The 25,481-nt window shown below is 58.4% G+C and carries 18 protein-coding genes; 12 read left to right on the top strand and 6 right to left on the bottom strand.

What is annotated here, in order from left to right:
* Positions 1-215: 215 nt before the first annotated feature.
* Positions 216-488 carry a WXG100 family type VII secretion target gene (locus ABDK06_RS07750; RefSeq protein WP_394940385.1) on the bottom strand — a complete coding sequence of 91 codons (273 nt, stop codon included), beginning with the start codon at positions 486-488 and terminating at the stop codon, positions 216-218.
* A 315-nt stretch (positions 489-803) separates the two neighbouring features.
* Here ABDK06_RS07750 and ABDK06_RS07745 point away from each other — a divergent pair, with 315 nt between their 5' ends.
* Positions 804-2,648, top strand: coding sequence for an alpha/beta fold hydrolase (locus ABDK06_RS07745; RefSeq protein ID WP_394940384.1), 1,845 nt, complete (start codon positions 804-806; stop codon positions 2,646-2,648).
* Between the two features lie 77 nt (positions 2,649-2,725).
* On the opposite strand, the gene ABDK06_RS07740 is transcribed toward ABDK06_RS07745, so the two are convergent.
* The gene (locus tag ABDK06_RS07740; RefSeq protein ID WP_394940383.1) at positions 2,726-3,709 is read right to left on the bottom strand and encodes a GlxA family transcriptional regulator; all 984 of its coding nucleotides are present in this window, start codon (positions 3,707-3,709) and stop codon (positions 2,726-2,728) included.
* A gap of 70 nt (positions 3,710-3,779) precedes the next feature.
* Between ABDK06_RS07740 and ABDK06_RS07735 the strand changes: the two genes are divergently transcribed.
* The gene (locus ABDK06_RS07735) at positions 3,780-4,577 is read left to right on the top strand and encodes an MBL fold metallo-hydrolase (RefSeq protein WP_394940382.1); all 798 of its coding nucleotides are present in this window, start codon (positions 3,780-3,782) and stop codon (positions 4,575-4,577) included.
* 186 nt (positions 4,578-4,763) lie between these two features.
* Positions 4,764-5,438: a YoaK family protein gene (locus tag ABDK06_RS07730; protein ID WP_394940381.1), complete on the top strand. Its 675-nt coding sequence runs from the start codon at positions 4,764-4,766 to the stop codon at positions 5,436-5,438.
* 15 nt (positions 5,439-5,453) lie between these two features.
* Here ABDK06_RS07730 and ABDK06_RS07725 read toward each other — a convergent pair whose 3' ends face one another.
* From ABDK06_RS07725 to ABDK06_RS07710, 4 genes are all read right to left on the bottom strand, one after another.
* Complete coding sequence (locus ABDK06_RS07725; protein WP_394940380.1) at positions 5,454-5,858, bottom strand: carboxymuconolactone decarboxylase family protein; 405 nt, start codon at positions 5,856-5,858, stop codon at positions 5,454-5,456.
* A 73-nt stretch (positions 5,859-5,931) separates the two neighbouring features.
* Positions 5,932-6,060 (bottom strand): hypothetical protein, encoded by a 129-nt coding sequence (locus tag ABDK06_RS07720; protein WP_394940379.1) that lies wholly within the window; start codon positions 6,058-6,060, stop codon positions 5,932-5,934.
* A gap of 18 nt (positions 6,061-6,078) precedes the next feature.
* Positions 6,079-7,731, bottom strand: a complete 1,653-nt coding sequence (locus tag ABDK06_RS07715; protein WP_394940378.1) for a glycosyl hydrolase family 18 protein — start codon at positions 7,729-7,731, stop codon at positions 6,079-6,081.
* A 160-nt stretch (positions 7,732-7,891) separates the two neighbouring features.
* A complete protein-coding gene (locus ABDK06_RS07710) occupies positions 7,892-10,039 on the bottom strand; it encodes a helix-turn-helix transcriptional regulator (RefSeq protein ID WP_394940377.1) in 2,148 nt (715 codons plus the stop codon).
* Positions 10,040-10,983: 944 nt separating this feature from the next.
* Between ABDK06_RS07710 and ABDK06_RS07705 the strand changes: the two genes are divergently transcribed.
* From ABDK06_RS07705 to ABDK06_RS07665, 9 genes are all read left to right on the top strand, one after another.
* Positions 10,984-12,042 (top strand): LacI family DNA-binding transcriptional regulator, encoded by a 1,059-nt coding sequence (locus ABDK06_RS07705; RefSeq protein ID WP_394940376.1) that lies wholly within the window; start codon positions 10,984-10,986, stop codon positions 12,040-12,042.
* 198 nt (positions 12,043-12,240) lie between these two features.
* Positions 12,241-13,341 carry a substrate-binding domain-containing protein gene (locus ABDK06_RS07700; RefSeq protein ID WP_394940375.1) on the top strand — a complete coding sequence of 367 codons (1,101 nt, stop codon included), beginning with the start codon at positions 12,241-12,243 and terminating at the stop codon, positions 13,339-13,341.
* A gap of 98 nt (positions 13,342-13,439) precedes the next feature.
* Positions 13,440-14,486 carry an ABC transporter permease gene (locus ABDK06_RS07695; protein WP_394940374.1) on the top strand — a complete coding sequence of 349 codons (1,047 nt, stop codon included), beginning with the start codon at positions 13,440-13,442 and terminating at the stop codon, positions 14,484-14,486.
* Positions 14,483-15,283, top strand: coding sequence for an ATP-binding cassette domain-containing protein (locus tag ABDK06_RS07690; RefSeq protein WP_394940373.1), 801 nt, complete (start codon positions 14,483-14,485; stop codon positions 15,281-15,283). Before ABDK06_RS07695 ends, ABDK06_RS07690 begins: the two co-directional genes overlap by 4 nt.
* Positions 15,284-15,350: 67 nt before the next feature.
* Positions 15,351-18,293 carry a GH32 C-terminal domain-containing protein gene (locus tag ABDK06_RS07685; RefSeq protein WP_394940372.1) on the top strand — a complete coding sequence of 981 codons (2,943 nt, stop codon included), beginning with the start codon at positions 15,351-15,353 and terminating at the stop codon, positions 18,291-18,293.
* 996 nt (positions 18,294-19,289) lie between these two features.
* Positions 19,290-21,770, top strand: a complete 2,481-nt coding sequence (locus ABDK06_RS07680) for a GEVED domain-containing protein (protein ID WP_394940371.1) — start codon at positions 19,290-19,292, stop codon at positions 21,768-21,770.
* Positions 21,771-21,917: 147 nt separating this feature from the next.
* Positions 21,918-22,706, top strand: a complete 789-nt coding sequence (locus ABDK06_RS07675; RefSeq protein ID WP_394940370.1) for a DUF5819 family protein — start codon at positions 21,918-21,920, stop codon at positions 22,704-22,706.
* Entirely contained in the window at positions 22,703-23,887 is a 1,185-nt protein-coding gene (locus tag ABDK06_RS07670; RefSeq protein WP_394940369.1) for an HTTM domain-containing protein, read from the top strand. Before ABDK06_RS07675 ends, ABDK06_RS07670 begins: the two co-directional genes overlap by 4 nt.
* Positions 23,880-25,340, top strand: coding sequence for a phytoene desaturase family protein (locus ABDK06_RS07665; protein WP_394940368.1), 1,461 nt, complete (start codon positions 23,880-23,882; stop codon positions 25,338-25,340). Before ABDK06_RS07670 ends, ABDK06_RS07665 begins: the two co-directional genes overlap by 8 nt.
* The last annotated feature ends 141 nt before the right edge of the window (positions 25,341-25,481 follow it).

The following is a 25,481-nucleotide window of genomic DNA, read 5'->3' as shown; positions in this document are numbered from 1 at the left end:
CCACTGAATCCCCGATTCACTGGGCCAGGCACCCACACACGGACCCGACCAGAACCTGCCAAACGAAACCCGACCAGAACTGCGCTGAGGTTCAGGGAAATAGGTTCGGCCCGTCACTCCTGGATAAACCAAGAGCAACGGGCCGAACCAACAGATCAAAGGAAACCAGTTACACCAAGCCTTCACACTCTGGATCTCTGGAGCTGGTGGTGTTGCTAGTTAGCAGAAGTATCAATCTGCTGCTGACGTTGCTTCTGCACGGTCTGACCCACCTGATGCAGGTCATCAGCGACCTTATTCAGATTCTGCTTATGCTGCGGCCACTCAGTGTGCTTGAAATTATTAGCATCCGGACCATTCCACTGCACCGAAGTAGCCTTCGAATCCAAACCATTGACCGCCTGATGAATCTGATCAACCGCCTGATTGATCTTCGTGATCAAATCCTGCATGTCCTCCGGATTATTACCGAGAAACGCTTCACCCATGAGATACACCCTTTCATCAAAGAGCCCCGGAACCTCCAGCGGACCCTGTGCCCGGCGAATCTGTTGTCCCGAGCGATTACTAAAAATCTATCCTCTCGAATCACCGGTGTCGATGGGGAGGACTCCCCATGCCAACGGCCGGTTCCGCTCGCTCTTTGGCCTCCGGGGAAGAGCGGAAGCAGCCCACGCTATGACAATTTTGGCAGAAAATCCTAGGACTTTTTCAGGTTACCCGAGGGTAAACATGGTTTTCTTCACAGCATGCGCACATTCGTGCACTGATCCAGAACAGTATGACGATTGGGAACTGACACTGTGAAAAGTAGATTAATCAGGATCTCCGTGCTGGCTTCGGCACTCGCCCTGGGATCGGGTTTGCTGATTCCGGGGATTGCCACCGCTAAGGCTGATCCCACACCGAACACCTCTGCTCTGGCTGGGGTCTTGAAAAAGCAGAAACTGACCTGGGAGGAATGCGCTTACCCCTCCGTGACGGATCCGAACACCGTGGCGAAACTCAAGGCGGTTCCGAATACCCAGTGCGCGAGCGTGACCGTGCCGATGGACTGGCACAATCCGTCGAACGGCAAGACCATCTCGATCAGGATCTCTCAGACGGTCAATTCCGAGATCAAATCCTCGCGCCACAAGGGCACCATCTTCGTCAATCCGGGCGGACCCGGTGGTTCCGGCATTCCCTGGGCGGCTGCAATGACGCTGCGCGCAGTGGATCTGGCACCTTATTACAACTTCGTCGGCTTTGATCCGCGAGGCGTGGGCGAATCCACCGCTTTGGAATGCACCTATACGCAGGATCCCAACGCCACCCCGGTAGAAGATACCAAGGCGCAGGTCGCTGGTTGTCAGAAGAACGAGCTGACCAAGTTCATCAACACCGAGCAGACCGCTTACGATATGGATTTCATCCGGGCGCTGCTCGGCGAGAAGAAGCTCAGCTACATCGGCTATTCCTACGGCACCTGGCTCGGCACCTGGTACGGCAATGTCTTCGGCAAGAACTTGGACAAGATCCTGCTGGACTCCTCGACGAACACCACACTGCCGACCCTGCAGAAAACCTGGGACTTGCAGCCGATCGCCCGGGATCGCCAGTTCAGGCAGCACTTCCTGCCCTATATGGCTCGGCATGACGATCTTTACCACTCCGGCACCGATCCGGAGAAGATCTGGCAGAATTACCAAGCGGCCGGAGGTACCAAAGCGGCCATCTGGATCTTTGCCATCACCGGCGTCTTCGGGGCTTTCTCCGATAACTCGCTGTACCCCGACTTCGCCGAGATCACTTCCATCTTCACGGCGAGCGGTGAGAAGGTGCTGGCCGGGGAGAAAGCCGCACCGAAGCTGGATACCGACGCGCAGGTACTCGCCAATGCCAAGGCTGTGCTGAATCAGGCCGCGACTTCCCCTGAGGTCTCACCGACCCTTCAGCAGAAGGCGGCCAGCGGGGCTAAGGCCATTGACGGCTACCTCGGCACACTCCAGCAAAAGGCCAAGCTGAAAGCGCCGGGTCTCGCTGAGGCTCAGGTCTACGAGCCGGTTTTCGACGCCGTTCGCTGCCAGGATGGGCAGTGGACTCAGGGCGCGAACTACTGGACCGACTGGGTAGCCAAAACGGCTAAGAAGGCTCCTTTCAACGATTCGGACGCCCTGCTCTCCGTTCCGGCCTGCGCTTTCTGGCAGACTCGCAACCTGATGCCGGTGGCCGATCCGGCGACTTTCCCGAAGTCCTTGGTGGTGCAGGGAGAGCTCGATTCGCAGACAGCTTATGAAGGCGGATTTGCCACCGGAACCAAGCTGCCGGGGGCGAAGTTCATCGCCATCGACAACGAAGGCTCGCACGGGCACTTTCCCTATGGCACGGAATGCGTTGACCGGCCGGTCTACAACTACTTCCTGACCGGGAAGCAGCCGAGCAAGAACATCTCGGTCTGCAACGCCACCCCGCTCCCGGGAGAGACCGAAACCTTCCAGTCCTGGGGAAAGATCGGACCCGATGGCAAGGAGCATCCGGTGACCTTCTCCGCTGCTGAGACCGATCTGAAGACCTTGTCGAACGGCAAGGAGCTGCAGGTCGGCGTCGATCAGGACACCGTGATGCAGCAATTGCTCAAGGACTACGGGCTGGCTTCGAAGAAGTAATTCGCTGCGGAACTTGTTCCAGAAGCGGGGCGGGCTGTCGGCATCGGCGGCTCGCTCCGCGGTTTAAGATCCGCTGTTCAGGAAAAGACGGCTTCAGAAGCGAATTCTTCACGATAACGGCTGGGGGTGGTGCCGAAGGCAGTGCGAAAGTGCTGCCTGAATCCGGCCGGGGAACCGAAACCGCAGCTGGCCGAGATCTCTTCGATTCCCGCGTGGCCCGACTCGAGTAGCTTGCGAGCCTGATCCAATCTCTGCTGGGTGAGCCAATCGAGGACGCTGAGTCCTGTCCGGTGACGGAACTGCCGGGTGAAGGTCCTGCGGCTCATCGCTGCCGTCGCGGCCAGCTGGTTGATACTGATCGCCTGGCTCAGATCCAGCCGGGCCTGCATCATGGCCCGCTCTATTCCGTCATGTCCGTCGTGATCGAGACTGCGTGGTGCCCGCACCGGAATGAACTGGGCTTGAGTCGCGGTGCGGTGTGGTGCCATCACGAGTCCTCGGGCCACTCGATCGGCCACGCTTGAACCGTGGTCCTTTCGCAGCAAATGGATGCAGCAATCGAGTCCGGCAGCAACACCGGCCGAGGAGGCGACGTCGTCGTGATCGGACCATAGGACGTTCTCCAGCACCTGCACCCGGGGGTAGCGCCGCTGCAGCTGAGAGCTGTAACGCCAATGCGTCACTGCCTCCCGGCCATCCAGCATCCCGGTTTCGGCGAGCAGGAAGGCGCCGAGGCAAAGCGAGACAATGCGCGCTCCTCTGTGGTGCGCACTCAGAAGTGCTTCCAGCAGTTCATCGCTGGCGGGAAGCTCGGGATCCCAGCTCGGCAGAATCACGGTATCAGCCCAGTCCAGGGCCTGTAGGCCGAATTCAACCACCATATCCGGGCCGTGGCCCATTCGCAGTTGACCGGGCTGGGGAGTGAAGACCCTCAGCTGATAGAGCACTGAGTGCTCCGAATCGCCGATGTCCTCGAAAACCATCTGCGGGATCGCCAGGTGGAAGGGACTCATTCCGGGCATCGCAAGAACGGCGAGATGATGAGGTCGATGGAGCATCATGGCCCAATCTTATTGTTAAATGTCCTTCAGGCCACTGTATCCCCATCAGCTCCGCGGGCAGAGTAGTCATATGAATTCCTCTCAGCACCTTCAATGGCCTACTCTGACGTACCTTGGCGGTCCGACGATCCTAGTCGGCTATGCGGGGTTGAGCTTCCTCACCGATCCCACCTTCGATCCTCCCGGTGAGTATCCACTGGGCGGCGGACGAGTTCTGGTCAAGCTCGCCGGCCCCGCCATCTCGGCTGAAGAGCTGGGAGCCGTCGACGTCGTCCTGCTTTCTCACGATCAGCACCCAGACAACCTGGATCGCAGTGGGCGGAAGTTCCTGAGTCATGCCGGACTCATCCTCAGTACCAGTGCGGCGGCCGACCGGATCCCGGGGGTCCATGGGCTGAGGTCCTGGGAGCAGGTGGTGCTCAGCGCTGCCGTTCCGGTGACGGTGACCGCGGTGCCGGCGCTGCATGGACCCAGTGGTGCCGAAGTGCTGACCGGAGAGGTCAGCGGATTTGTTCTGGAAGCTCAGGGTTGGCCTACCATCTATGTCTCGGGAGACAATGCTTCGCTCGAGCTGGCCGCCGAGATCTCTCGGAGATTCCCAGATACCGGCCTGGTGATCGTCTTCGCGGGCGCCGCCCGAACAGCCCTTTTCGACGGCGCACCGCTCACCCTGGGTTCGGCGGAAGTCGTGCGATTAGCAGAGATCTTCCCCGCGGCCAGCGTGGTTCCGGTGCACACGGAGGGCTGGCAGCACTTTACCGAAGGTCCGGAGAAGGTCAGGAGTTCGATGAGTGAGGCCGGTCTGGAAAGCAGGCTCATTCTGCTGCAGCCCGGGCAGCTGGAGCACCTCGGATCCTTAGGCCGCTGAGCTGTTTGCTCGGCGGCCCAAGGCAAAGCCGATTCGATCCTCTTTGGTAGGGTTAGCTCGTTATTCGGGCAGTGGCGCCAGCCGTGCAGTCGCCGGACAGTTCTGCCTTGCGAGGCCGAGACGACGAGGAAAAAGTCTCATGAAGGTACCCACTGCGGCCGCAGCGTACTCTTGGGAGGGCCGATAGTGGCTGCTTCCTTGCCTTGGCGTGGAGTGCTCTATGCGGCTGGGCTCTCCGCAATAGCTGGCTTCATCGACGCCGTGGCCTACCTCCATTTGGGCGGATATTTCGTTTCCTTCATGAGCGGCAACAGCACTCGAGCGAGCGCCGATCTTGCCCGAGGTTCCTTCACCGGGGCTGCGCTCGCACTGGGCTTAGTGGGGTTTTTCGTGCTCGGTGTGGTGGTCGGCACGCTGCTGAGCCGCAGGCGGACTACGAATCAGCGCACCCGATCGCTCACCGTGGCCACCGTGCTGCTGCTTGCCGCCTCGATTCTCGGGCTCTGGCCATCCAGTGAAGCATTGACGCCGCCTTTGCTGGCCGCCGCAATGGGAGCGACGAACACCTCCTACACCAGAAACGGTGAGGTCAGCATCGGCTTGACCTATATGACCGGGACCTTAGTGAAACTGGGTCAGCATCTCAGCAATGCGCTGACCGGTGGCTCCAAAACCAGCTGGCTGCGCTATCTCACCCTGTGGGCGATGATCAGCGTAGGGGCCATCGCGGGAGCGAACAGCTATCACTACTTCGGCTTGCCCAGTCTCTGGCTGGCCTGTTTCATGCTGCTCGGCTGGACGCTGATCTCCGTCGCACGCCGGGAGGCGGCTTCCTCCCAGGGCGACTCGGCGAATGGCTGAATCGGCTGCCCTCCTCTAGTTCAGTGGCAGCAGATCTCGTTCGGCGAAGACCTTCTTAGCCACAGCCACCGCGTTCAGAGCACGAGGGAAGCCGCAATAACCTGAGGTGTGCAGCAACGTTTCCACGATCTGCTCCGGCGTCAGCCCAACGTTCAGCGAGGCGTTGATGTGGACTTCCAGCTGGGGCTCGCATCCGCCGAGGGCGGTCAGCATGCCGAGGGTGACCAGCTGGCGGTCTCGTGGCTCCAAACCGGGCCGGGCATAGATCTCCCCGAAACCCCAGGCCACGATCTGATGCCCCAGCTCGGGAGCTATATCGGCGAGCGATTCGATCACCCGGTTGCCGACGTCGCCGTCGATCGCATCGAGAATGCGCTTCCCACGGGCGAACCGCTCTTGCCGCACTTGTTCTTCATTCATGGTTTTCATCTCTCCGGTGAAGGGATTGCTGCGGCGCTGAGTTTCGGTAGCCGCAGTGATCAGCCTATTACTACTAGTTCCCGGGGACGGCGAGCAGTGCTCCGGATGACGACGTGACCGGAGTTCCGGGGTCTGAAACCTCGTGCCGGACATGAAAGCGGTGGCAGCGCTGCGGATGCAGCGCTGCCACCGCGATCTTCACGATGGTTGGGTCGCGGGGTTAGCAGCTACCCAGATCTTCCCAGGGGCCCCATTCGCTGGCGCCTGGCGCTTCATTCTGAGTCCACCACTTGGCCTTCCACTTCTTGCCCTGGTAGGTGGTCTGATCATCTTTGACATAAGTCGCGGTCGCTGACCAGGTCGGCAACCCAGCACAGCCGGCGGGCGGTGTGGTGGGCGGCGTCGTCGGAGGCGTGGTTGGTGGTGTGGTAGGGGGAGTTGTCGGCGTCGTCGGATCACTCGTGATCGGGCCCGAGGGAGCGGCCTTCAGCGTGTTCACCAGAACGGAACCGAGTTCGAAGCTCTTATCTCCGGAGAGATCCCACCACATGCCGCCGCCGAGGCCCTTGGAAGCGATGTAGTTGGCCTTCTGCTGCACGGTTTGAGCGTTATCGTAGCTCCACCAGAGATTTCCGTCGGAGCGCCAGGCTGCTCCAATAGCGGAGTTGTAATAATCGGTGCCGACGGTCTTGATGTCGTCGTAGTTATTGATGCCGGTCTCATACTTCCCGGGCGCACCCGCCGTGGCGGAACCCCACGGCGTCGAACTCGGTGCACCTTGCCAGCCGCGGCCGTACATCGCCAAGCCGATTCCCAGTTGTTTCGCTGGGACGCCGTTGGAGAGGTAGGCCTTGACGGCTTTATCCACGCTGAACTTCTGCGCTGCCGGGCGAGGGTCCTGAGGATCGTCATACAGGTTTCCCTGGTGGCCGGTCATGGTCGGTGCCCAAGCGCCCCAGAGGTCGTAGCCTTGGATATTGCCGAAGTCCAGGTAGTTGTAGAGCTGCGGATCATTCCAGCCGCCGGATGCGATATCAGCTGGATTCGCCGGCAGGAATGCACTCAGTTCGTAGTGCTTACCGTTCTGGGCACCGAGGGCATCGAGTTGAGTGCGGAATTCTTGCAGCAGAGCCTTGAAATTCGCACGATCATTCACTGTATCCACGTGATTGCCGGTGTTGCCGTTATTCGAGCCGGGCCATTCCCAGTCGATATCTATGCCGTCGAAGACCCCCGCCGCCGCGCCATCGCCGCCGCGTCCGTCGATCACCGGAAGGTTGCCTTTCAAGTACAAGTTCACGCAGCTGGAAACGAGCTTCTTACGCGAAGCATCGGTTGCTGCAGCGAGGGAGAAGTTCTTGGACCAAGTCCATCCACCGATGGAGATCATGGTCTTGAGGTTGGGGTTCTTAGCCTTCAGTTGCTTGAGCTGATTGAATGATCCGGCCAGTTTCTGATCCCAGGTATCAGCGACTCCGGCCACCGAATTATCTGCCGTGTACCCCATGCCGAAGTCAGCCCAGGCGTCGCCAGCACCGTCTGAACCGTTGGGTCCATCTCCCTGCGCTTTATTGGCGATGAAGCAGGTTAGATCCTGATAGTGGATGTTGCCGAAGGCATAGTTCAGGTGAGTCAACTTTGAAGCTCCACCTGAATCCTGTAGCTTCTTCAACTTGAAGTCTCGGGCATAAACGCCCCATTGCGGGAAATACCCGACATTGCGGTATCCATTGACCGTGGGGTCTACTGCTGCGGCTTGTGCCTGCGGGGCGGCGGTGCTGGTGGCAACAACGCCAACTCCAAGCAGTGACGCTGCCATAACCGCGATCAAAGTGGTCCGCAGCGGAAGATGCTTCTTCACGTTTTTAGACATATCCGACCTTCTTTTCGATGGACCGGCAACGGAGGTCCGAACCGGTTCCCCTCAGAATAGGGAGCGGAAAGAACCCCGTCGTCCGTACAATCCACATAGAATCCGCTCAGACTACTGCCAAAAATAAGTGAAAACACTTACCTTTGCTGCGTATTCGCCCTCAGGGGTTGGGGTTCTTATGGTGCGCCTGAATGGTGAGTTCAACCCGCGAGCGCAACCCCAGTTTGGCGAAGATCCGGCTCAAATGCACCTCCACGGTGCGCACCGAGAGGTGAAGTTGATGGGCGACCTCGCGATTGGGCAAACCCGTTGCCACCAGCCTTGCCACTTCGGTTTCACGTTCGGTGAGGTTTTTAGTCCACTCCGGCAGCACTTCGGTTTCGGCGTTGTGAGAGGCCTCTGCCGGGAGGGCGCCGGAGAGAGGCTCCGGTCGAGTCAGGCCTTGAGGTTGCTGCTGAGAAGTGACTAGTTCACGATCCGCCGCCGCCCGCCAAGCCCTTGCGCCGGCTTCCTCGAAAGCGTAGGAGGCAATCAGGAAATGTCCTTTGGCCAGCTCGTGCTGATCGTGCTGATCGAAGGCCCTGCCCAATTCCAGCTCGGTGCGTCCTCGCTCAAAAGCAGAGACTTGTCCACGGCTGAGCTTCACGCAATCAGCAGCTAAGGCCAGCAGGTCCTCAAGGGTACTGACCGAGATTTTGCTTCGTAGCCTGCAGAACTCGCGCTGCCGTTCGGAACGACCCACCACCACGGAATCCGCGAAATCCAGCGGGCTGTCCAATTGCGGCAGATATACCCGGGGCGCCCGCGGATCGATTCGTTCCGCTGCGAAGGCCAAGAGACTTTGCGACTCTGAAGAACGACCTTGAAGGTAGGTCAGCACCGCCCGATCGAGTAAAGAGCCGATCCGGCCCACGGGCGTGAACGGAGAATCCTGAGTCAGGGTCTCGGCGAGCGGTCCGACCGTGCCTCTGATGTCGATATCCAGCCGTCGGGCCAGCTGACAGGCGATTCGCCCGAAGATGGAGCCCACCGGATAACTCAAAGCTGCGCGAGAAAGCTCCACCTCGGAGGCCCTGAGGTTCCCGGCCCAGTAATAAACCAAAGCGCGGGCCACTCCACGTACCGCAGCTCCGATCGGCGTCGGAATATCAGGCCAGCCGGACCAGTCGGACCAATCCAACGATAAAACCGAGCTCGCCAGATCGCTTTCCTCCGCCAGAAGTTTTATCGCGGGTTCAAAAGCATCTTTCTCAGCGAGTCGGAATGCGTGAGCGGCGCGCTCATATTCAATCGTCAGACTGCTCGTTGAATTCTCGGAATGCTCAAGATTCTCGATCAGCGCCTTAGGCAGCCTCCCGGTGACGAAATCGTCCAGATAACTCAGCAATTCTTCCGCTTCGCTGGAGATCGGCTCATCGGCTGAAGGCTGGGCTGTCAGCACGCTTGAGGCTAGCGTCGAGGGCTGAACCATTGAATCCGCGGTTTGACTTCCGGAAACCGTGATCGGGATGCCGGGGGTTGGAGTGCCAGAAACCGGATCCCGAAATGCCGGAGTGCTCGGCACTGAGGTCAAGGAGGAGGCCCAATGCATTGCGTCGAGCAAGCAACCGGACTGTAGAGCGGTTTCCGCCGCTAGGAGCCGTGCTTCGTCGGCTAATTCAGCGGATGCCCGGCAGGCTGCTTCTCGGCTCACCGCATGAGCCCAGTCGGCCTTGCCGCGCTTGAGCGCCGAGCGGGCCAACTCCAGTAAGCCTGCAGTGACGTCCTGCTCGCCCTCGACAGCACTCAGGGTGCGATGCCAATTCGCTATCTCGGCTTCGCCCGCGGCTTGAAAAGCTCGGTAGAGATCACCGTGCGCGGTGCTTCGTTCACTCAAGCTGGCTTGTTCGTGCACCACTGCACGTACTCGCTGATCGACGAAGGAGAAACCACCGGCGACAAAACGCAGCAGCACAGCTACTTGCCCCGAAGCTACTTCGGCCATGCCGAGGCCACAGGCATTCAGCAATACCGGGGTCTTTCGAAATACTGCCACCCCGGCTCGTAACAACACCGCTCGCTCGGTTTCAGTGAGTCCGTCCACGACGTCGCCCACAGCATCCAGAACGGCGGGCACTACGGGCAGGGGGTCGGGCAACATGACCTGCCCAGCCCGCTGTGCGGCAGACAGCTTTGCACCGACTTCGGCTACCGCGACTTCGTCGCCTCCTAATAATCCAAAAAGCCTGCCCGCAATATGCGGGGCAAATCCTAACTCCACACCCGCCGTGGACCCCAGCCAAGCCAAAACACTCTTAACTTTGACCACAAAAACCTCCACCTACCAAACAAAACACCAACCCCCCGCATAATACGCATAAAACAGTCAAACAAACCACGCAACGCTCCAAAACAACTAAAAGCTACCAATCGTCGTCGATAAAGTATCGAGACGAGCTGTGAAATCGTGCTTAAGGTGCAGTAAAAATCATCCAAATGCGATATATATCGATCTTCGTTGAAACTCTTTCAGAGGGACTAATGGGAGGAAGTAGACGTGAGATGCGGATTCTCAGCACTTCGCGGACGCTAGAGCTGTGCCTCCCCAGGGAGTGCTCGAGCGAAGCTGGCGGAGCTGAGGCTCGCGAATGGATTCAGCTTTGAATAGCTTCGAGTGGTTCTCCTGGGCGGCGCGGCAGGGTGGATGAGGTCTGGTGTCTTGAGCGTGATGTCGATGAAGATGGAAGCAGAAACTAAATTCTTGTATTTAGCGATTCGAAAGAGATATTATTTTTTGTTTGTTTTGGTCCATTTCATGGTATTTATTTTTCTTTTCAGGAATATTTCCCTGAAGGAAATCGAGCTATCGTCTCCAGAGATTCAAATTTTTCCAGCGGAGGATATTTAATTCTTATTCAGTGTTGTGACAAATGCTCCGGATTTCCGCGCAGGCAATCAGCGCCTGAACCGAGCAGTCGTAGGCCTCCGGGTCGAACTGAGGGCAGCTATCGCGGGGGCTGAGATCTGCTGACAAGAAGTTGCTGAATGGAGGCAGAGCGGCTCCATAGGGGCGGCAATGACTCACCTCTATTTCTTGCATGATGAATTTCGTGACCCCGCTTGAGGGAACTTCAGTTGCAGGTTTGTGATCTCATCGCTGTAGATTATTGAAATAGATCATGCTAGCGTCCCGTGTTGTTGACAACGGTGTCGTCGATATTTGATCGTTTAGTCCGTATCAAGTTAAGAGAACTTTGAATGTGAGGAATCCTGATGACGTCTCTCTCAAAGGATTTCACGCAACGGACAAATATCAGGCAGCGAGCCACGATGCGCCAGGTCGCGGCGCTGGCCGGCGTCGGCCTCAAAACGGTCTCCCGGGTGATCAATGAAGAACCCAATGTCTCTGAAGCGACCATCCGAAAAGTCCAGGCAGCAGCTAAGCAGCTCGATTACCGGCCTGATTTTCAGGCCGGTAATATGCGGCGCAGCGATAGGAGAACCCATACTCTGGGCTTGCTGGTGGGAAGCGTCGCCAACCCTTTCTACGGCATGATCCATCGCGCGGTGGAAGATGAAGCGATGGCTCGCGGCACCGCTGTCTTCGCCTCGAGCCTCGATGAAGAGGCAGTCCGGGAACGGGGCATCGTCGAAACCTTTTTACGACGTCGCGTCGATAGTTTGATCCTCACCACCGCCACCGAGACTCAGGCCTATCTGTTCCCTGAGTTCGAGCGAGGCACCCCCATGGTGTTCATCGATCGTGAACCCATCGGTCTCGAAGCGGACTCCGTGGTGAGCGATAACGTCAACGGCGCCGCTCAGGCCACCCGTCACTTGCTCGAGCGCGGCCATCGCAGGATCGCCTTTCTGGGTGACAAAAAGAATATCTGGACCGAAAAGCAGCGGCACCGGGGTTTTCTTCAGGAGCTGGGGAAGGCCGGAGTCTCCACTGGGCTAGCCACGATGATCGAAGATCTGAACGATGAAGAGGCGGCCCGCCGCCGAGTCCTCGAGATGATGAGCGGAGAAGATCCTCCTTCGGCGATCTTCAGCAGTCAGAACCTGATCACTGTCGGCACTGTTCGGGCGCTGCGCGAGATCAATGCGAGTCATCGGGTGGCTCTGATCGGCTTTGATGATTTCTTGCTCGCGGACGCACTTAGCCCGGCCGTTTCAGTAGTGGCGCAGGACCCTTACCGGATCGGCCAGCTGGCGGCTCAACGAGTATTCGAGCGGCTAGAGGGCGATAATTCGCCCGCGCGTTCTGAAGTGGTTCCCACTCGATTGATTGCCCGGGGTTCGGGAGAAATTCGAGCAATTGAAGCTTAAAGCGTCTAGGCTATTGTGCAAGTGCGGGGGTTGCCCCGGCAGTCACCGTGACCGCCAGTGAAAAATCCCCTGCTAACGGTGTCAGCTGGAAGTTGGGTTGTCAGCCATAAGGCTTGACTTGGTGGGGATCAATGGTCTAAAACTTCTTATGACACCGTTGTCCACAGTTTATGCCTAGCCTCGTCAAGGGAACCTTCAATGTTGAAAACCAAGACTCGCAGTAGCTCAGGAAAGCGAATCATCGCCATCAGTTCAATAGCAGTGCTTGCCGGGCTGGGTCTAACAGCTTGTTCGAGTGCTAATGACGGCGGCACCGGCGGAGAGTCCGGCGGCAAGGTCGGCGTCAGCCTGATCGTCAAAACCACCACGAATCCGTTCTTCGTAGCAATGCAGGACGGCGCAAAGACCGCGGCTCAGGAGCAGGGAGTGGATCTCACCCTGGCCGCTGGCAAAGCTGATGGTGACGAGGACACTCAGATCCAAGCGATTGAGAACGCCATCTCCAAGGGCGACAAAGGCATTCTGATCACTCCCAATGGTCCATCAGTGGTCGATGCCATTCAGAAGGCTCGCAATGCGGGGCTCTTCGTGATCGCCCTGGACACCGCTCCTGACCCGGCCGACGCGGTGGACATCACCTTCGCCACTGACAACCACGCGGCGGGGGTGGCAATCGGTGAATGGACGGCCGCCCAGCTGAAGGGCAAGAAAGCGACCATTGCGCTGCTTGACCTCTTCAGCGACAAAGTGGTCTCGGTCGACTACAGCCGCGATCAGGGCTTCCTGACCGGAATGGGAATCGACGTCGCCAATAAGAACGTCAACGGAGATGAAGCGAAAACCGGTTCGTACTCCAAGGGCAGCTACGAGATCGTCGGCAATGAGGCTACTCAGGGCAATGAAGACGGCGGTCGTACCGCTATGGAGACACTGCTGTCGAAGAACCCCAATATCAATGTGGTCTACACCATCAACGAACCCGCCGCCTATGGTGCGTATCAAGCCTTGCAGGCCGTCGGCAAAGAAAAAGACGTGCTGCTGGTGTCGATCGACGGCGGTTGTGCCGGGGTAAAGAACGTCAAAGAGGGCGTCATCGGTGCCACCAGCCAGCAATATCCGGTGAAGATGGCCAAGCTCGGTGTCGAGGCGATCGCCAAGCTTGCCAAGGGAGGGGAGAAGCCGACCACGAGCGCCGGTTTGAACTTCTTCGATACCGGGGTAGCACTGGTGACCGATAAGCCGGTCGACGGAGTGAAGAGCATTGACAGCGCCGCGGCTCAGAAAGTTTGCTGGGGCTAGACTTCGCGCTGAGTGGCTGACTGCGGGCGGTCGGCTCTGAGAACCTTGCCCGCAGCCAGCCGTTTCGGCTTCACTGCTAAGAAGCAAAAGGAGTTTTTGTGAGTCTGCCAGACAATAGTTCACTGACCTCACCAGGCACAGTCGATCTCGCGTCAAATTTTCTCGATCGGCGCACGCCGCTCGATCGTATTCGTCATACGCTGCATCGCTTCCCCGCGCTCAGCCCGGCAATCGTCCTGGTACTTGCTGTCATCGTCTTCGGCTTGCTCAATGATCGCTTCCTGGCGCCGTCGAATCTCTCACTGATCACTCAGCAGGTCGCCGTGGTCGGCACCCTCGCGGTGGCCCAGACCCTGGTGATTCTGACCGCTGGCATCGATCTTTCGGTCGGCGCGGTGATGGTACTGACTTCCATGGTGATTGCGCAGAGCGCGACGAATAACGGCTTACCTGCTCCTTTTGCGCTTGTTGTCGGCCTGGTTGTCGGCTTGGCCGCCGGAGCGCTCAATGGACTGCTGGTCACCGTGCTGCGGCTACCACCGTTCATCGTCACACTCGGTACCCTGAACGTCTTCGTTGCGCTAACCCTGCTGTACTCGAACGGTGCCACGGTTCGCGGCACGAATATGCCCAAGTTGCTGACCTTCACCGGTCAGACCTTTGAGGTGGTAGGGGTTCGGATCAGTTTCGGTGTGATCATCATGCTGCTTCTCTACATCCTTCTGGCCTTCATCCTGGGCAGAACAGCTTGGGGGCGTCATGTTTACTCCGTCGGCGACGATAAGGAGTCAGCACGGTTGGCGGGTATTCCAGTCAATAAGGTGCTACTGAGCGTCTATCTCGCTGCCGGCGCGATCCTCGCTTTAGGAGCCTGGATTCAGATCGGTCGCAGTAACGCGGCGAGCCCCAATGCCGGCGTCGATCTGAACCTGGATTCGATCACCGCCGTGGTGATCGGTGGTACCAGCCTTTTCGGTGGCCGCGGCACGGTCTGGGGAACCCTGCTGGGTGCGTTGATCGTCGGGGTCTTCCGGAATGGCTTATCGCTTGCCGGCCTGGATGTGCTGTACCAGACCCTGGCCGTGGGAGTTCTCGTCATCGTGGCTGTTTCAGTGGACCAATGGATTCGGAAGGTACGCAAATGACTGTTCCCCAGCTGGCGGAGAGCGCCGGATCCGCTGGGCCGCGCACGGCGGTGCTCAGCGCCTCGAACCTCGTGAAGACCTTCGGCCGGGTGGTCGGTCTCGATGGGGTCAGCCTTGAGCTGTATCCCGGCGAAGTGCTCGCCATCATCGGCGACAACGGCGCGGGCAAGTCAACCCTGATCAAGTGTCTGACGGGTGCTGAGGTTCCGGATAAAGGCGAGATCTTCCTCGATGGGAACCCGGTCAGCTTCAAACGTCCTCAGGATGCCCGCGCCGCGGGGATAGAGACGGTCTATCAGAACCTCGCAGTGTCCTCTGCTCTCGACGTCGCTTCCAACCTCTTCCTCGGCAGGGAGCTGAGGAAGAAGGGGATCCTGGGATCCGTTTTCCGGATGATGGATACCAAACGGATGCGCGAGGCTGCTCGCCAGAGTCTCACTGACCTGGGCATCTCCACTCTGCAGGACGTCACGGTCCCGGTGGAGAACCTCTCGGGCGGGCAACGCCAGGCCGTTGCTGTGGCCCGTGCCGCTGCCTTCGGCTCCAAGGTCGTCGTGCTCGACGAACCGACGGCGGCACTCGGCGTCCGAGAATCCAATCAAGTACTCGAACTGATCCGTGCGCTCCGCGATAAGGGGACTCCGGTGATCCTGATCAGCCACAATATGCCGCACGTCTTCGACGTCGCCGACCGCATTCATATCCAGCGACTGGGCAAGCGGGCGGCAACCATCACCCCTCAATCGCATTCGATGACTGACGCAGTAGCAATTATGACGGGGGCGAAAACCGAGTAGTCTGCGCTCGCCGTCCAGATTTACCACCTCTAACCACGGCACTTCCGATCACAAGGGAATTAGCTCAATGTCGAGAAAACGAACCTTCCTGAACTACCTCACCGTGACGACCGTCGCGCTGACCATGACCTTCGGGGTCAATGTGTCAGTGGCGCAGGCCGCCTCTCCGAATGTCGGAGACGAGCCTTACCGGCAGCATCTGCATTACTCGCCAGCCAAGAACTGGGTGAACGACCCCAATGGAATGCTCTATTACAAGGGCACCTATCACATGTTTTATCAACATAATCCGCAGGGTGATCAATGGGGCAATATGTCCTGGGGGCATGCCACCTCCACCGATCTGCTCAACTGGAAAGAGCAGCCGGTAGCCATTCCCAACACCGCCAATGAGTTCATCTATTCGGGCTCGGCAGTGATCGACTGGAACAACACCACAGGCTTCGGCACACGAGAGAATCCCCCGATGGTCGCGATCTACACCAGCGCCTATCAGAATGATCCGGTTCACGGCAATCGGCAGGCGCAGTCCCTGGCGTACAGTCTCGACGAGGGAAAAACCTGGACGAAGTACTCGGGTAACCCGGTCAATGATCGAGGACGCAATGACTATCGGGATCCGAAGGTCTTCTGGTACGGCGATCAGAGCACCGGCTACTGGGTGATGGCAGCGGTTGAGGCTGATGCCTCCCGGGTGATCCTGAATCGTTCATCGGATCTGAAGACCTGGACCTATATGAGCACCTTCACTTCGAATACGGTGGGTGGTTTCTGGGAGTGCCCGGATCTTTACCCGATCAAACTCGACGGGAATGATTCGCGCACCAAATGGGTGATCGCGCTGAGCACTTCAGCTTCTCAGCAGTCCTATATCGTCGGAGACTTCGATGGCTCGAGTTTCAAGGAGGATCCGGCTCAGCCCGTTGCGGTGCCACCGAATGCGCCTCTATGGGATTTTGAGAGTGGCAATTATCAGGGCTGGAAGGTGACGAATGATCAGGTTAGCCCGGCGGGCGGGCCTTTCGGCACGGCACCAGCCACTGGTGCCTTACCGCAGCAGCAAGCTGTCAGCGGTTTTGCTGGTCGTGGGCTGGTAAACAGCTATCTCGGCACGGATTCAGCGGTTGGCAGCCTCGTCTCACCCAACTTCGTGATCAATTCCAGCTACCTCAGCTTCTTGCTCGGTGGCGGTAATCATCCTCGTGAAGCAGGCACCGGGAGCGGACTCGCTCCAGAAGGCAGCCGGACGATCTTCGATTTCGAGACTCCCGCTGGGAAGACCCTCGCTGACGAAGGCTGGACGGGCACCGGTGGTCTCAATCCGGCCTCTCAACCGGCATCGCCTCATCAAGGGGAGAATGTCGCCTGGGGCTACGGCGGAAAAGGATTTCTGAGCACTTTCTACACCCCGGAAGGTAGCGACGCCGTCACGGGTTCGCTGACCTCGCCAGCTTTCACCATTGACTCGCCGTACATCGATCTCAAAGTTGGCGGCGGAGACGGCCCGGATCTAGCCGTCCAGCTGCTGGTGGACGGCGCCGTGGTGAAAAGCGAGACCGGTAAGCGAGATCATCTCACCGACTGGCGAAGCTGGGATGTCACTGCTTATCAGGGAAAGCGCGCTCAGTTGAAGGTTGTCGACAATAGGACCGACTTCTGGGGAGCGATCTGGATCGACGACGTCGTTGCGAGCACCACGCCTGCGTTGCCGCGCTCGACCGAGACCTCTGTCAATCTGGTGATCGACGGTCAGACGGTCCTGTCGACTACCGGACCCAATAGCGAGACGATGAACTGGGCGAACTGGAATGTTTCACAGTATCGCGGACGAACGGCCCATCTGGAGATCATCGACAATAATCGCGGCGGGTACGGGCACATCATGGCCGATCATTTCGTCACGGGCGATAAGCCTGTTCCACCGACCATTCACTACGACACGCACCGGCTTGATTTCGGCACCGATAATTACGCGGCGAATACCTACAATGCCGCACCGGACGGCAAGCGGATTTTCGTTGGCTGGATGGGTCAGGCTTTCTCCAGCCCCACCTCTCCTTGGCGTGGCAGCTTCACGATGCCCCGTGAGCTCAACCTGAAAACCGTCAATGGGGTGCCAACACTGGTTCAATCCTTTGCCTCTCAGCTTTCGAGCTATGAAAAGACCTTCGCGGCTTATAACGCTGCTTCGACTACGGTCACCGGAGCGGTTTCTTTGCCCGAGACCGCCTCAGGCACTCAGCAGCGGATTCGGTTTTCGCTGACGCCGGGAGCCGGGAAGTCGGGCATCGTGGTACGAAGCTCGGCGACCGAGGGCACGAAGATCGGCTTCGATCCGGCGACCAGCTCGGTCTTCATCGACCGCAGCAAGTCTGGGCTGATTCCTTCGGATCGCTTCAACACACCGTCCTCCACCCCGGTCCGGGTGATCAATGGAAAGGTCAGCTTCGACATCCTGATCGACACCTCTTCGGTTGAGGTGCTGGTCAACGGTGGCGAGCAGGCTTTCACTGAATTCATTTACCCCTCGGAGAGCAGCAATAAGGTGTCGTTGTTCTCCGATAGCGGCTCCTCGACGGTCACTTCGCTTTCGGTGGTGCCGATGTACAGCTCGGTGTATGACGACGGGCAGGTGCGGCTCACCGTGCCCGGCGCTCCGACCGCAGCAGCGGCGACAGCCTCGGGTTCCTCAGCCGCTCGGGTCAGCTGGAAGGCTCCCGTCGACACCGGGAACACCGCGTTGACGGGGTACACGGCGGTGGCCAGGATCGCTGGAAAGTCGAAACCGGTGGGTAGTTGCCAGGCCCCTGGCAATAAAACTAGCTGCACGGTGAACGGCTTATCGACGGGGAGCAGTTACGTCTTCTCCGTCTCAGCGCAGAACATCGTGGGCAAGGGTGCCGAGTCAACTCCGTCCAAGCCCCTTCGAATCCGCGGCGGCCATGACTGCTCCGGTTACCCCGGTTCGCCCTGGCACGGTGCCTGGCGCGGATTCTGCTGCCCCGACTGAGCCCATGCACTGAAGCATCCAGCGTTGAGCTGGATGCTTCAGTGCGGTTTAGCCTGATGCCCGGTGGATCAGGATCTTCGATGGCTCAAGCCAGTTGAGTCGGGTGATTGAAGGATTCTATTCTTTGCCCGATATTGTTTTGCCCGGAAGTCTTCCCGAAGCTGAGAGGTTCGAAGGGATTCCTTGGTGTAGTGGCTTCATCATGAATAGCATTTTTCCAGTATCACTCAGTGACTAACGCAGGTTTCAGTTACGGGACTAGTGTTCTGATCTTAATCACCTTTTGTGCGGAGTGATTTTTACGCCTCTTGGACTAGATAATTCGGACCTCATCTGCTGAGGCAGTATATATTTATGAATCATCCTTAAGTTCTAGAGCGCACCGTATAAACGGTTGATTCTCAGCCAGTTCCCCCTCATGATCTTGGAGTGGATTCATCGAGGGTCGAATTCACGGCGGCCGCCCCCGGCTGCTTCGCGTGGGCGTTGCGGAACTTGTGGAGAGCGCTTGCTGGCATGGATTCCGGTTGATCGAGTTCCCTTGTAAAGCGCGGATTATGAGAGTTTTCTACTCGCTTCCACGGGGTGGGCAGCCTGCCGATCGGCTTTGCCCGGCAGGTCCTCGCGTCTGCTCGCTGGTCTTCGCTTTAAGGGGCAGCGCAGACCAGTAGGGCGGGCCGAGCGAACTTCTCTCCCTGAATTACCTCTCTTTTCTATGTCTATATTGTTCGTTATGTCCTCCGCCGACCGGTGGGAGGCGCATGGGCGGGTTTGTTGTAAGGCTGTGTTTTCATTCCCGCCACAATGCAAAGGTCCCTGACCGATGCTGGTATGACGAACGACGAAATTTTGGAAGCATCCTTTTTCGAAAGGATTCATTCAGAAGATATGAGAGATAGGAATCTCCACCTAATGAATCGAAATAAGGGAATACGTCGAAGAGGCAGATGTTTTGCTACTGCATTAACCGGCGTTTTATTAGCGCCGGGTCTGGTTTTGGGGGGTGCTGCACTGGCCTCTGCTGCTATTTGGGATCTCCCAGCCGCGCAGCGCGCTGTCCAGCTTGATGCCAAGTCTTACTTCTACGGCTCGGGGCCGGTCAATGCCGCGGAGCAGTACAAGAACACGCAGCTCTACCAGATCAATCCGCTGACCGGTCTCAACACCAAGATCGGTGAGCCGTATGCCAATGGTTATGACGGCTTGGCTTACGACCCGAAACGCAAGGTGCTCTACGCCTTCGAGACCAGCGCCAGCGGACTCTACAATCTGTTGGTCATCAATCCTTCCACTGGAGCGATCATCAAGCGCGCTGATCTTCGGGAGACGTGGAAGCTGGCTGGTGTGACGAGCCTCAATGGCACCTTCTCCAATGCCTACATCGCTATTGGCAGCTATAACCCTGAAACGCAGAAATATGTGGTGGCTACCACCAGTTCTGCGACCGGCGCCATTTCCATCAACCTTTCCAAGATCGATGTCAATCCGAGCACGGGTGAAGGGAACTACGGCCTGATCACCGCGCAGGACATTGTCGAGGGCGCGCGCAATGTTGACGGCGGCTATCAATACGACTGGGCGGTGAACCCGGTCGATGGTCGTACTTACTACCTGCACAAAGGCTATGTCTATGTGCAGGGTGCCAGCCCTGTCGACGGTGATTGGTGGCAAGTTTCCGCGAACCAGGTGGTCAATGACGGCCCGGGCTATAACAAAGGCATCTTCTTCGATTCCGATGGCTTCATGTATGTGGTGAATTCACCGCAGTGGCAATCTTCCTCGTCAAGGGTCTTCAAGATCGATCTCAGCAAGATGACGCCACCGGCGGCCGGCGTCAGTGAACGGGATGATCTCAAAGCCCTCTCGGACAATAAGCGAACCTTCACTGGTGAGCAGGTTGCTAATATTGCCGCTCCGATCACAGACGCGGCAGGCTACGTGGTCTCCAATGACTTCGGTGACGCCCCCGAATCCTACGGAACCACTCTCGCAGGGAACGGCCCGCGCTCCTTGATCGACCAGAATGCGGTTGCTCTGGGTACTGAGATCACCGGTGAGGCTGATGCTCGACGTCCTATTGTCAATGGTGCTGAGGACGCACCCTACGATGCCCGGGGTGATCAGGATGATGCGCTCAGCGGTGATCAGAGCGTTCCCGAAAAGGCGAAGACCTTCTCGATCAAACCCACTGTCACCATCGGCACGGCGCAGAATGTGACCGTGGCAGCTTGGCTCGATGTCAACGGTGACGGAAAATTCGATGATAGCGAACGGAAAGTTGTCTCCCTTTCGGGTAAGACCGGTGCGCAGACTCCTGAGTTCTCCTGGGATCTGGGAGGCGGAATTGTTAAGTCCAGCTCTGCGCCAGCCGGAACTGATGAAACCTATCTGCGGCTTCGGGTCTACGACGCAAGCCAGACAAATCCTAGTCCGCTGGGAAACTATGCTGGTCAGGGCGAGGTCGAAGACTATCCGGTGAGCATTGTCCGGGAGCCGGTTTCGAATGTGAATGCGTCGGCGTCGGCGTCTGCTGATTCGAGGGCTAATGCTGCTGCGGTTGCGGCGGCGAAGGCTGATGCTTCTTCGCAGGCTTCTGCTGCGGCGTCGGCGAATGCGGAGGCTGCGGCTAAGGCTGCTGCGGATGCTGATGCGTCGAAGGATGCTTCGGCTGATGCTGGTGGTTCTGCTCAGGCTGCGGCTGTGGGTTCGGCTGATTCGAAGGCTGCGTCTGCTTCGAATGCTCAGGGTTCTGCGGCGGCTAATGGTGATGCTTCTGCTGCGGCGAAGAGTGCTGCGACGGTTGATGCTTCGGCTGATGCGTCGGGTGATTCGGATTCCAAGGGTGCGGACAGTAGCTCGGATTCCAAGGGTGCGAATAGTAGCTCGGATTCCAAGGGTGCGAATGTGAATGCGTCGGCGTCGGCGTCTGCTGATTCGAAGAGCAATGCGAAGGGTGCGAATAGCACTAGTACTGCGACCGCTGATTCAACAGCCAGTGCCAGTTCTACTGCGAGCAGTGATTCGAATGCTAACGGCAACTCCTCAGGAATCAAGGTGGCCATCGATAAGTCGACGGTTATCAAGGGAGCCAGCACCGAACTGACCGTCACTGGTCAGGGATTCAAGCCCGGTGAGAAAGTCGCTGGCGTGCTACGGTCCAATCCGATCGATCTGGGCGTCAAGGTAGCTGATGGTCAGGGCCAGGTGCTCTTCAGCTTCAATAGCGGAGATCTCGAACTGGGCGATCACTCAGTCACCTTGACTGCGACGGCTGACAGCAACCGCACGGGTGCCGTTGGCTTCAAGGTCATCCCCGTTTCGGAAAGCAGCGCAGCTGTCGATGGCAACGGTCAAGGGCTAGCTCACACCGGTGCTTCCGGTACTTTGCCCCTAGTTGTCGGCGGTGCCGCTCTGGCCCTGCTGGGCGCTGCGCTCTGGCTGTTCGGCGCACGACGTCGTAAGGGTCAGGGAAGCTAGCTAAGTCCCTAGCCGGATTGACTCAATTCCCCGTCATTGCCGGCTCTCGGTTCAACCGAGAGCCGGCAACGACCCCTCAAAGACTGCCTGCTGGCTGGATCCCTCAGCTCCGGTTGCTCTGCGGTCATGTTGAAGAAAGCAAGATTTATGGCTGATCTAGTCAGCATTGATATTCCTAGAAAATCTCGGAAGCCATGGATCCGAGGTGTTCTGATCGTGGCGGTTCTCGCCACCATCTGGCACGTATTTGCCTCGTTTCTCTGGATCGCACCTTATTCGAAGAGTGCGCGGGAGATCTTCCCCGGCGGTCAGGACACCCTGTCCTCGTACATGATCCCGATGTTCGGCCAGTCCTGGAGTGTTTTCGCCCCGGAACCGATCAACGGCGACTATTTGCTCAAAGTCCGAGCGATCCTGCCCAAGGACGGCCAAGAGCAGACTACCGATTGGGTGGATGCCACGGCTGTTGAAACCTCGATGATCAGGCACAATCTGTTCCCACCCAGAGCGGGGATCGGCGCTGGAGAACTGGCTTCCGAATTCAAGGGGAAGTGGGACGCTCTGACCGCTGATCATAAGGTCATCGTGGGTTTGAGCTACTTCACCGGCGGTGATTGGCCGGTTCGACTTAATGACAAGCTCCAGTCATATGGAGCACCAACTTTGATCGCTCCCTATCTGGCCTCGGAGAACACCGTCATCAAATATGCCACCCAGGTTGCTCGCGCTGTCTGGGGGAACTCGGTCATCAGGATCCAATTCCAGGTCTCGCGTCAGAACGTGGTTCCCTTCGAGGACCGTAAGACACCGGGTGTTCAGCCTCCAGCCCCGCAGATAGCCACCACCGGATGGCGGGGACTGCAAGTTGCTCCTGGACAATCGGATCAAGACTTTGCCGAGGTCTTCAAGGCTGCTTACGACAGGCTTCAACGATGAGCGCCCTTCAAGAACGGGAAGCAGCACTCGTGCAGCAGGACGCCGAAATCAGTTCGCCGAAGAACGCACCCTTTGCTCGGCCTGGTAATCCGCTCCTCGGCTTCCTGCGAGGTCTGGGTCGGTTTGCGCTGAACCTGTTTCAGGAATTCCTCGGCATTGTCGTAGGAATCGTCAAACGAGGCTATTTCTGGTCCGAAGGATGGCTACTGGATTCCAGGAAATCGCTTTACGGGCTTGCAATGACCAGAATCGTTCTCGGCGCTACCGGGTTCGGACTGCTGTTTTTCAACTTCTCCACTCGGTTATACAGTTTCGGTCCGGGCTCGGCCTGGAACGGTGAGGCCGCATCGGCCAAAAGTGACTTTCCTAAGCTCTGGATCTTCAGTGCTTTTCATGACGCCATCCTGAACGACGCGGTGTACACCTTTCTCTATCTGGTGCTGATGGCCCTCTCAGTGCTTTTCATGATCGGCTGGCGTTTCAAGCTCGTGCTGCCCTGCTACTTCGTTCTCTGGGTCTCCTTCATCGAAGCCAACGACATGTTGGGCGACCAGGGCGACAATATGTACCGGATCGTCCTGCTTTTCCTGTTTTTCGCCGACCCGGCGGCGAGGATTTCGCTCGATGCCCGACGTCGAAAGAAATGGGCGGCAAAACTGCAGGGAAGTCCCTGGCTGGTGCGCAAGTGGCGAGGGCAGCGTATCTTCGATGAGCAGCTCGGAAACCTCTTTCACAACCTGACGTTGATTATTCTGACCGCACAAGTCTGCTTCGTCTATGTCTCAGGGGCGCTCTACAAAGCGGGCGGGACCCCCTGGTCCACCGGCTATGCGATCTATAACCCTTTGATGACCGACCGCTTCGGCACCTGGCCCGAGCTGAGTCAGTTGCTCACTTACTGGGCGCCCTTGGTGGCCCTGATCAGCTGGGGGTCGATCATCATCCAGATGTCCTTCCCACTGATGCTGCTGACTCGGCCGACCAGAGTGCTCGCATTGATCGGCGTGATGTCCTTTCACCTGGGAATCGCCTTGCTGATGGGCTTACCCTGGTTCTCTCTGACCATGATCGCGGTGGACTTCATTTTCATTCGGGACCGTACCTGGAAGAATCTAGGTATCCGGTTGAGAGGGAGTTATCAGAGAGCCATGTCGAGCCGAGAACTGCACCCAGATGACTGACGCCGCGGTAGTCGGTTCGGGTCCGAACGGACTGGCGGCCGCCGTCATCCTGGCTCGTGCGGGTCTTGAGGTGGATCTTTACGAGGCCAGGGAGAGCGTCGGAGGCGGCACCCGAACCGAAGAATTGATCGAGCCGGGGCATTGGCATGATGTCTGCTCCGCGGTGCATCCGATGGCGATGGCCTCCCCCTTCTTCCGAGAGTTCGGCATCGCTGAACGAATCGATTGGCTGGTTCCGGAGCTGTCCTACGGTCACCCCCTCGACGGCGGGCGCGCTGCCCTGGCATACCGAGATCTGGATCGTACCGTTGACTCGCTCGGCGTCGACGGAGCCATCTACCGGCGTCTGATGGAACCGTTGATACGCACAACCGAGCAGGTGGTGGCTACCGCGCTCAACCCCCTATTAGGTGTTCCCCGCGGCGCCGCAGGTGCTATCTCACTCGGACTGAGAGCCCTCTGGCAAGGAGGACCCTGGTGGAACGTGGGCTTCAAGGGCGAGCTCGCACCGGCGTTGATCTCCGGGGCGGCCGCTCATCCGGTGGGTAGCTTGCCCTCACTGGCAAGCAGTGCCGCCGGTCTGGTGCTGGCACACCTGGCGCACACCGGGGGCTGGCCCATTCCACGCGGTGGCTCCGCCCGGATAGCGGACGCCCTGCTGGAGGACTTCGTGGCTCATGGCGGGCGGGTTCACCGTGGGCATCGGATTCGGGATCTGGCTGAACTCTCCGGTGCGAAGATCGTCATGGCGGATACCTCTCCGCGAGCCCTGGACGCTATTGCCGGGAATCGCTTTCCCGCCAGGTATTCAGCTGCTTTGCAGCGTTTTCGGTACAACAACGCCGCTTGTAAGGTCGATTTCATCCTCTCCGAGCCGGTTCCCTGGCAGAATCAGCAGCTTCGTTCGTCCGGAACCTTGCACGTCGCCGGCACTCGTGCAGAGATGGCGCATGCCGAAGCTCAGGTCGCCCGCGGCGAGCACCCGGAGAAGCCGTATGTGCTGGTTTCGCAGCCCAGTCTCTTCGACCCCGATCGCGCGCCGGCCGGCCGGCAGGTTTTATGGACCTATTGTCATGTGCCTGCTGGCTCCACCCGTGATATGACCGAGGCGGTGGTGAGTCAGATCGAACGATTCGCTCCCGGCTTCCGGGACGTCGTGCTGCACAGCAAAGCGATCACTGCGGCTCAGCTGGCTGAATACAACGTCAATTACATCGGTGGAGATTTTGGGTCCGGGGCGACGAATCTACGACAGTTGATCGCACGGCCGGTGCTCAGCGGGGCGCCGTGGAGAACCCCTCTTCGAGGCCTTTACCTCTGCTCCAGCTCCAGTACGCCGGGCCCAGGAGTCCATGGGATGAGCGGTATGCACGCGGCCAGGCTGGCGCTCAAAGATATTTTCGGAACTGACCTTCCCGACCTTGCTCCGCCGCCGCGGTCCGATATCGGATGAGGTGCGGGCATGCCTGGAAAGGAAGAGCTGATACTCCGCCGAAACATAGCCAGGGCTGTCCACGTTGGATAAAATCCGATTAAGAAAACTCTGGATCGACTACTTTATGTGCAGCCGATCTCTTGTCGAAAGAATTAAATA

Source organism: Psychromicrobium ferritrahens (assembly GCF_043789415.1).
In the GTDB taxonomy this organism is placed as follows: Bacteria; Actinomycetota; Actinomycetes; order Actinomycetales; family Micrococcaceae; genus Renibacterium.
Note: the sequence above shows the minus strand (reverse complement) of the source record. Positions and strands in the feature narration are given on the sequence as shown.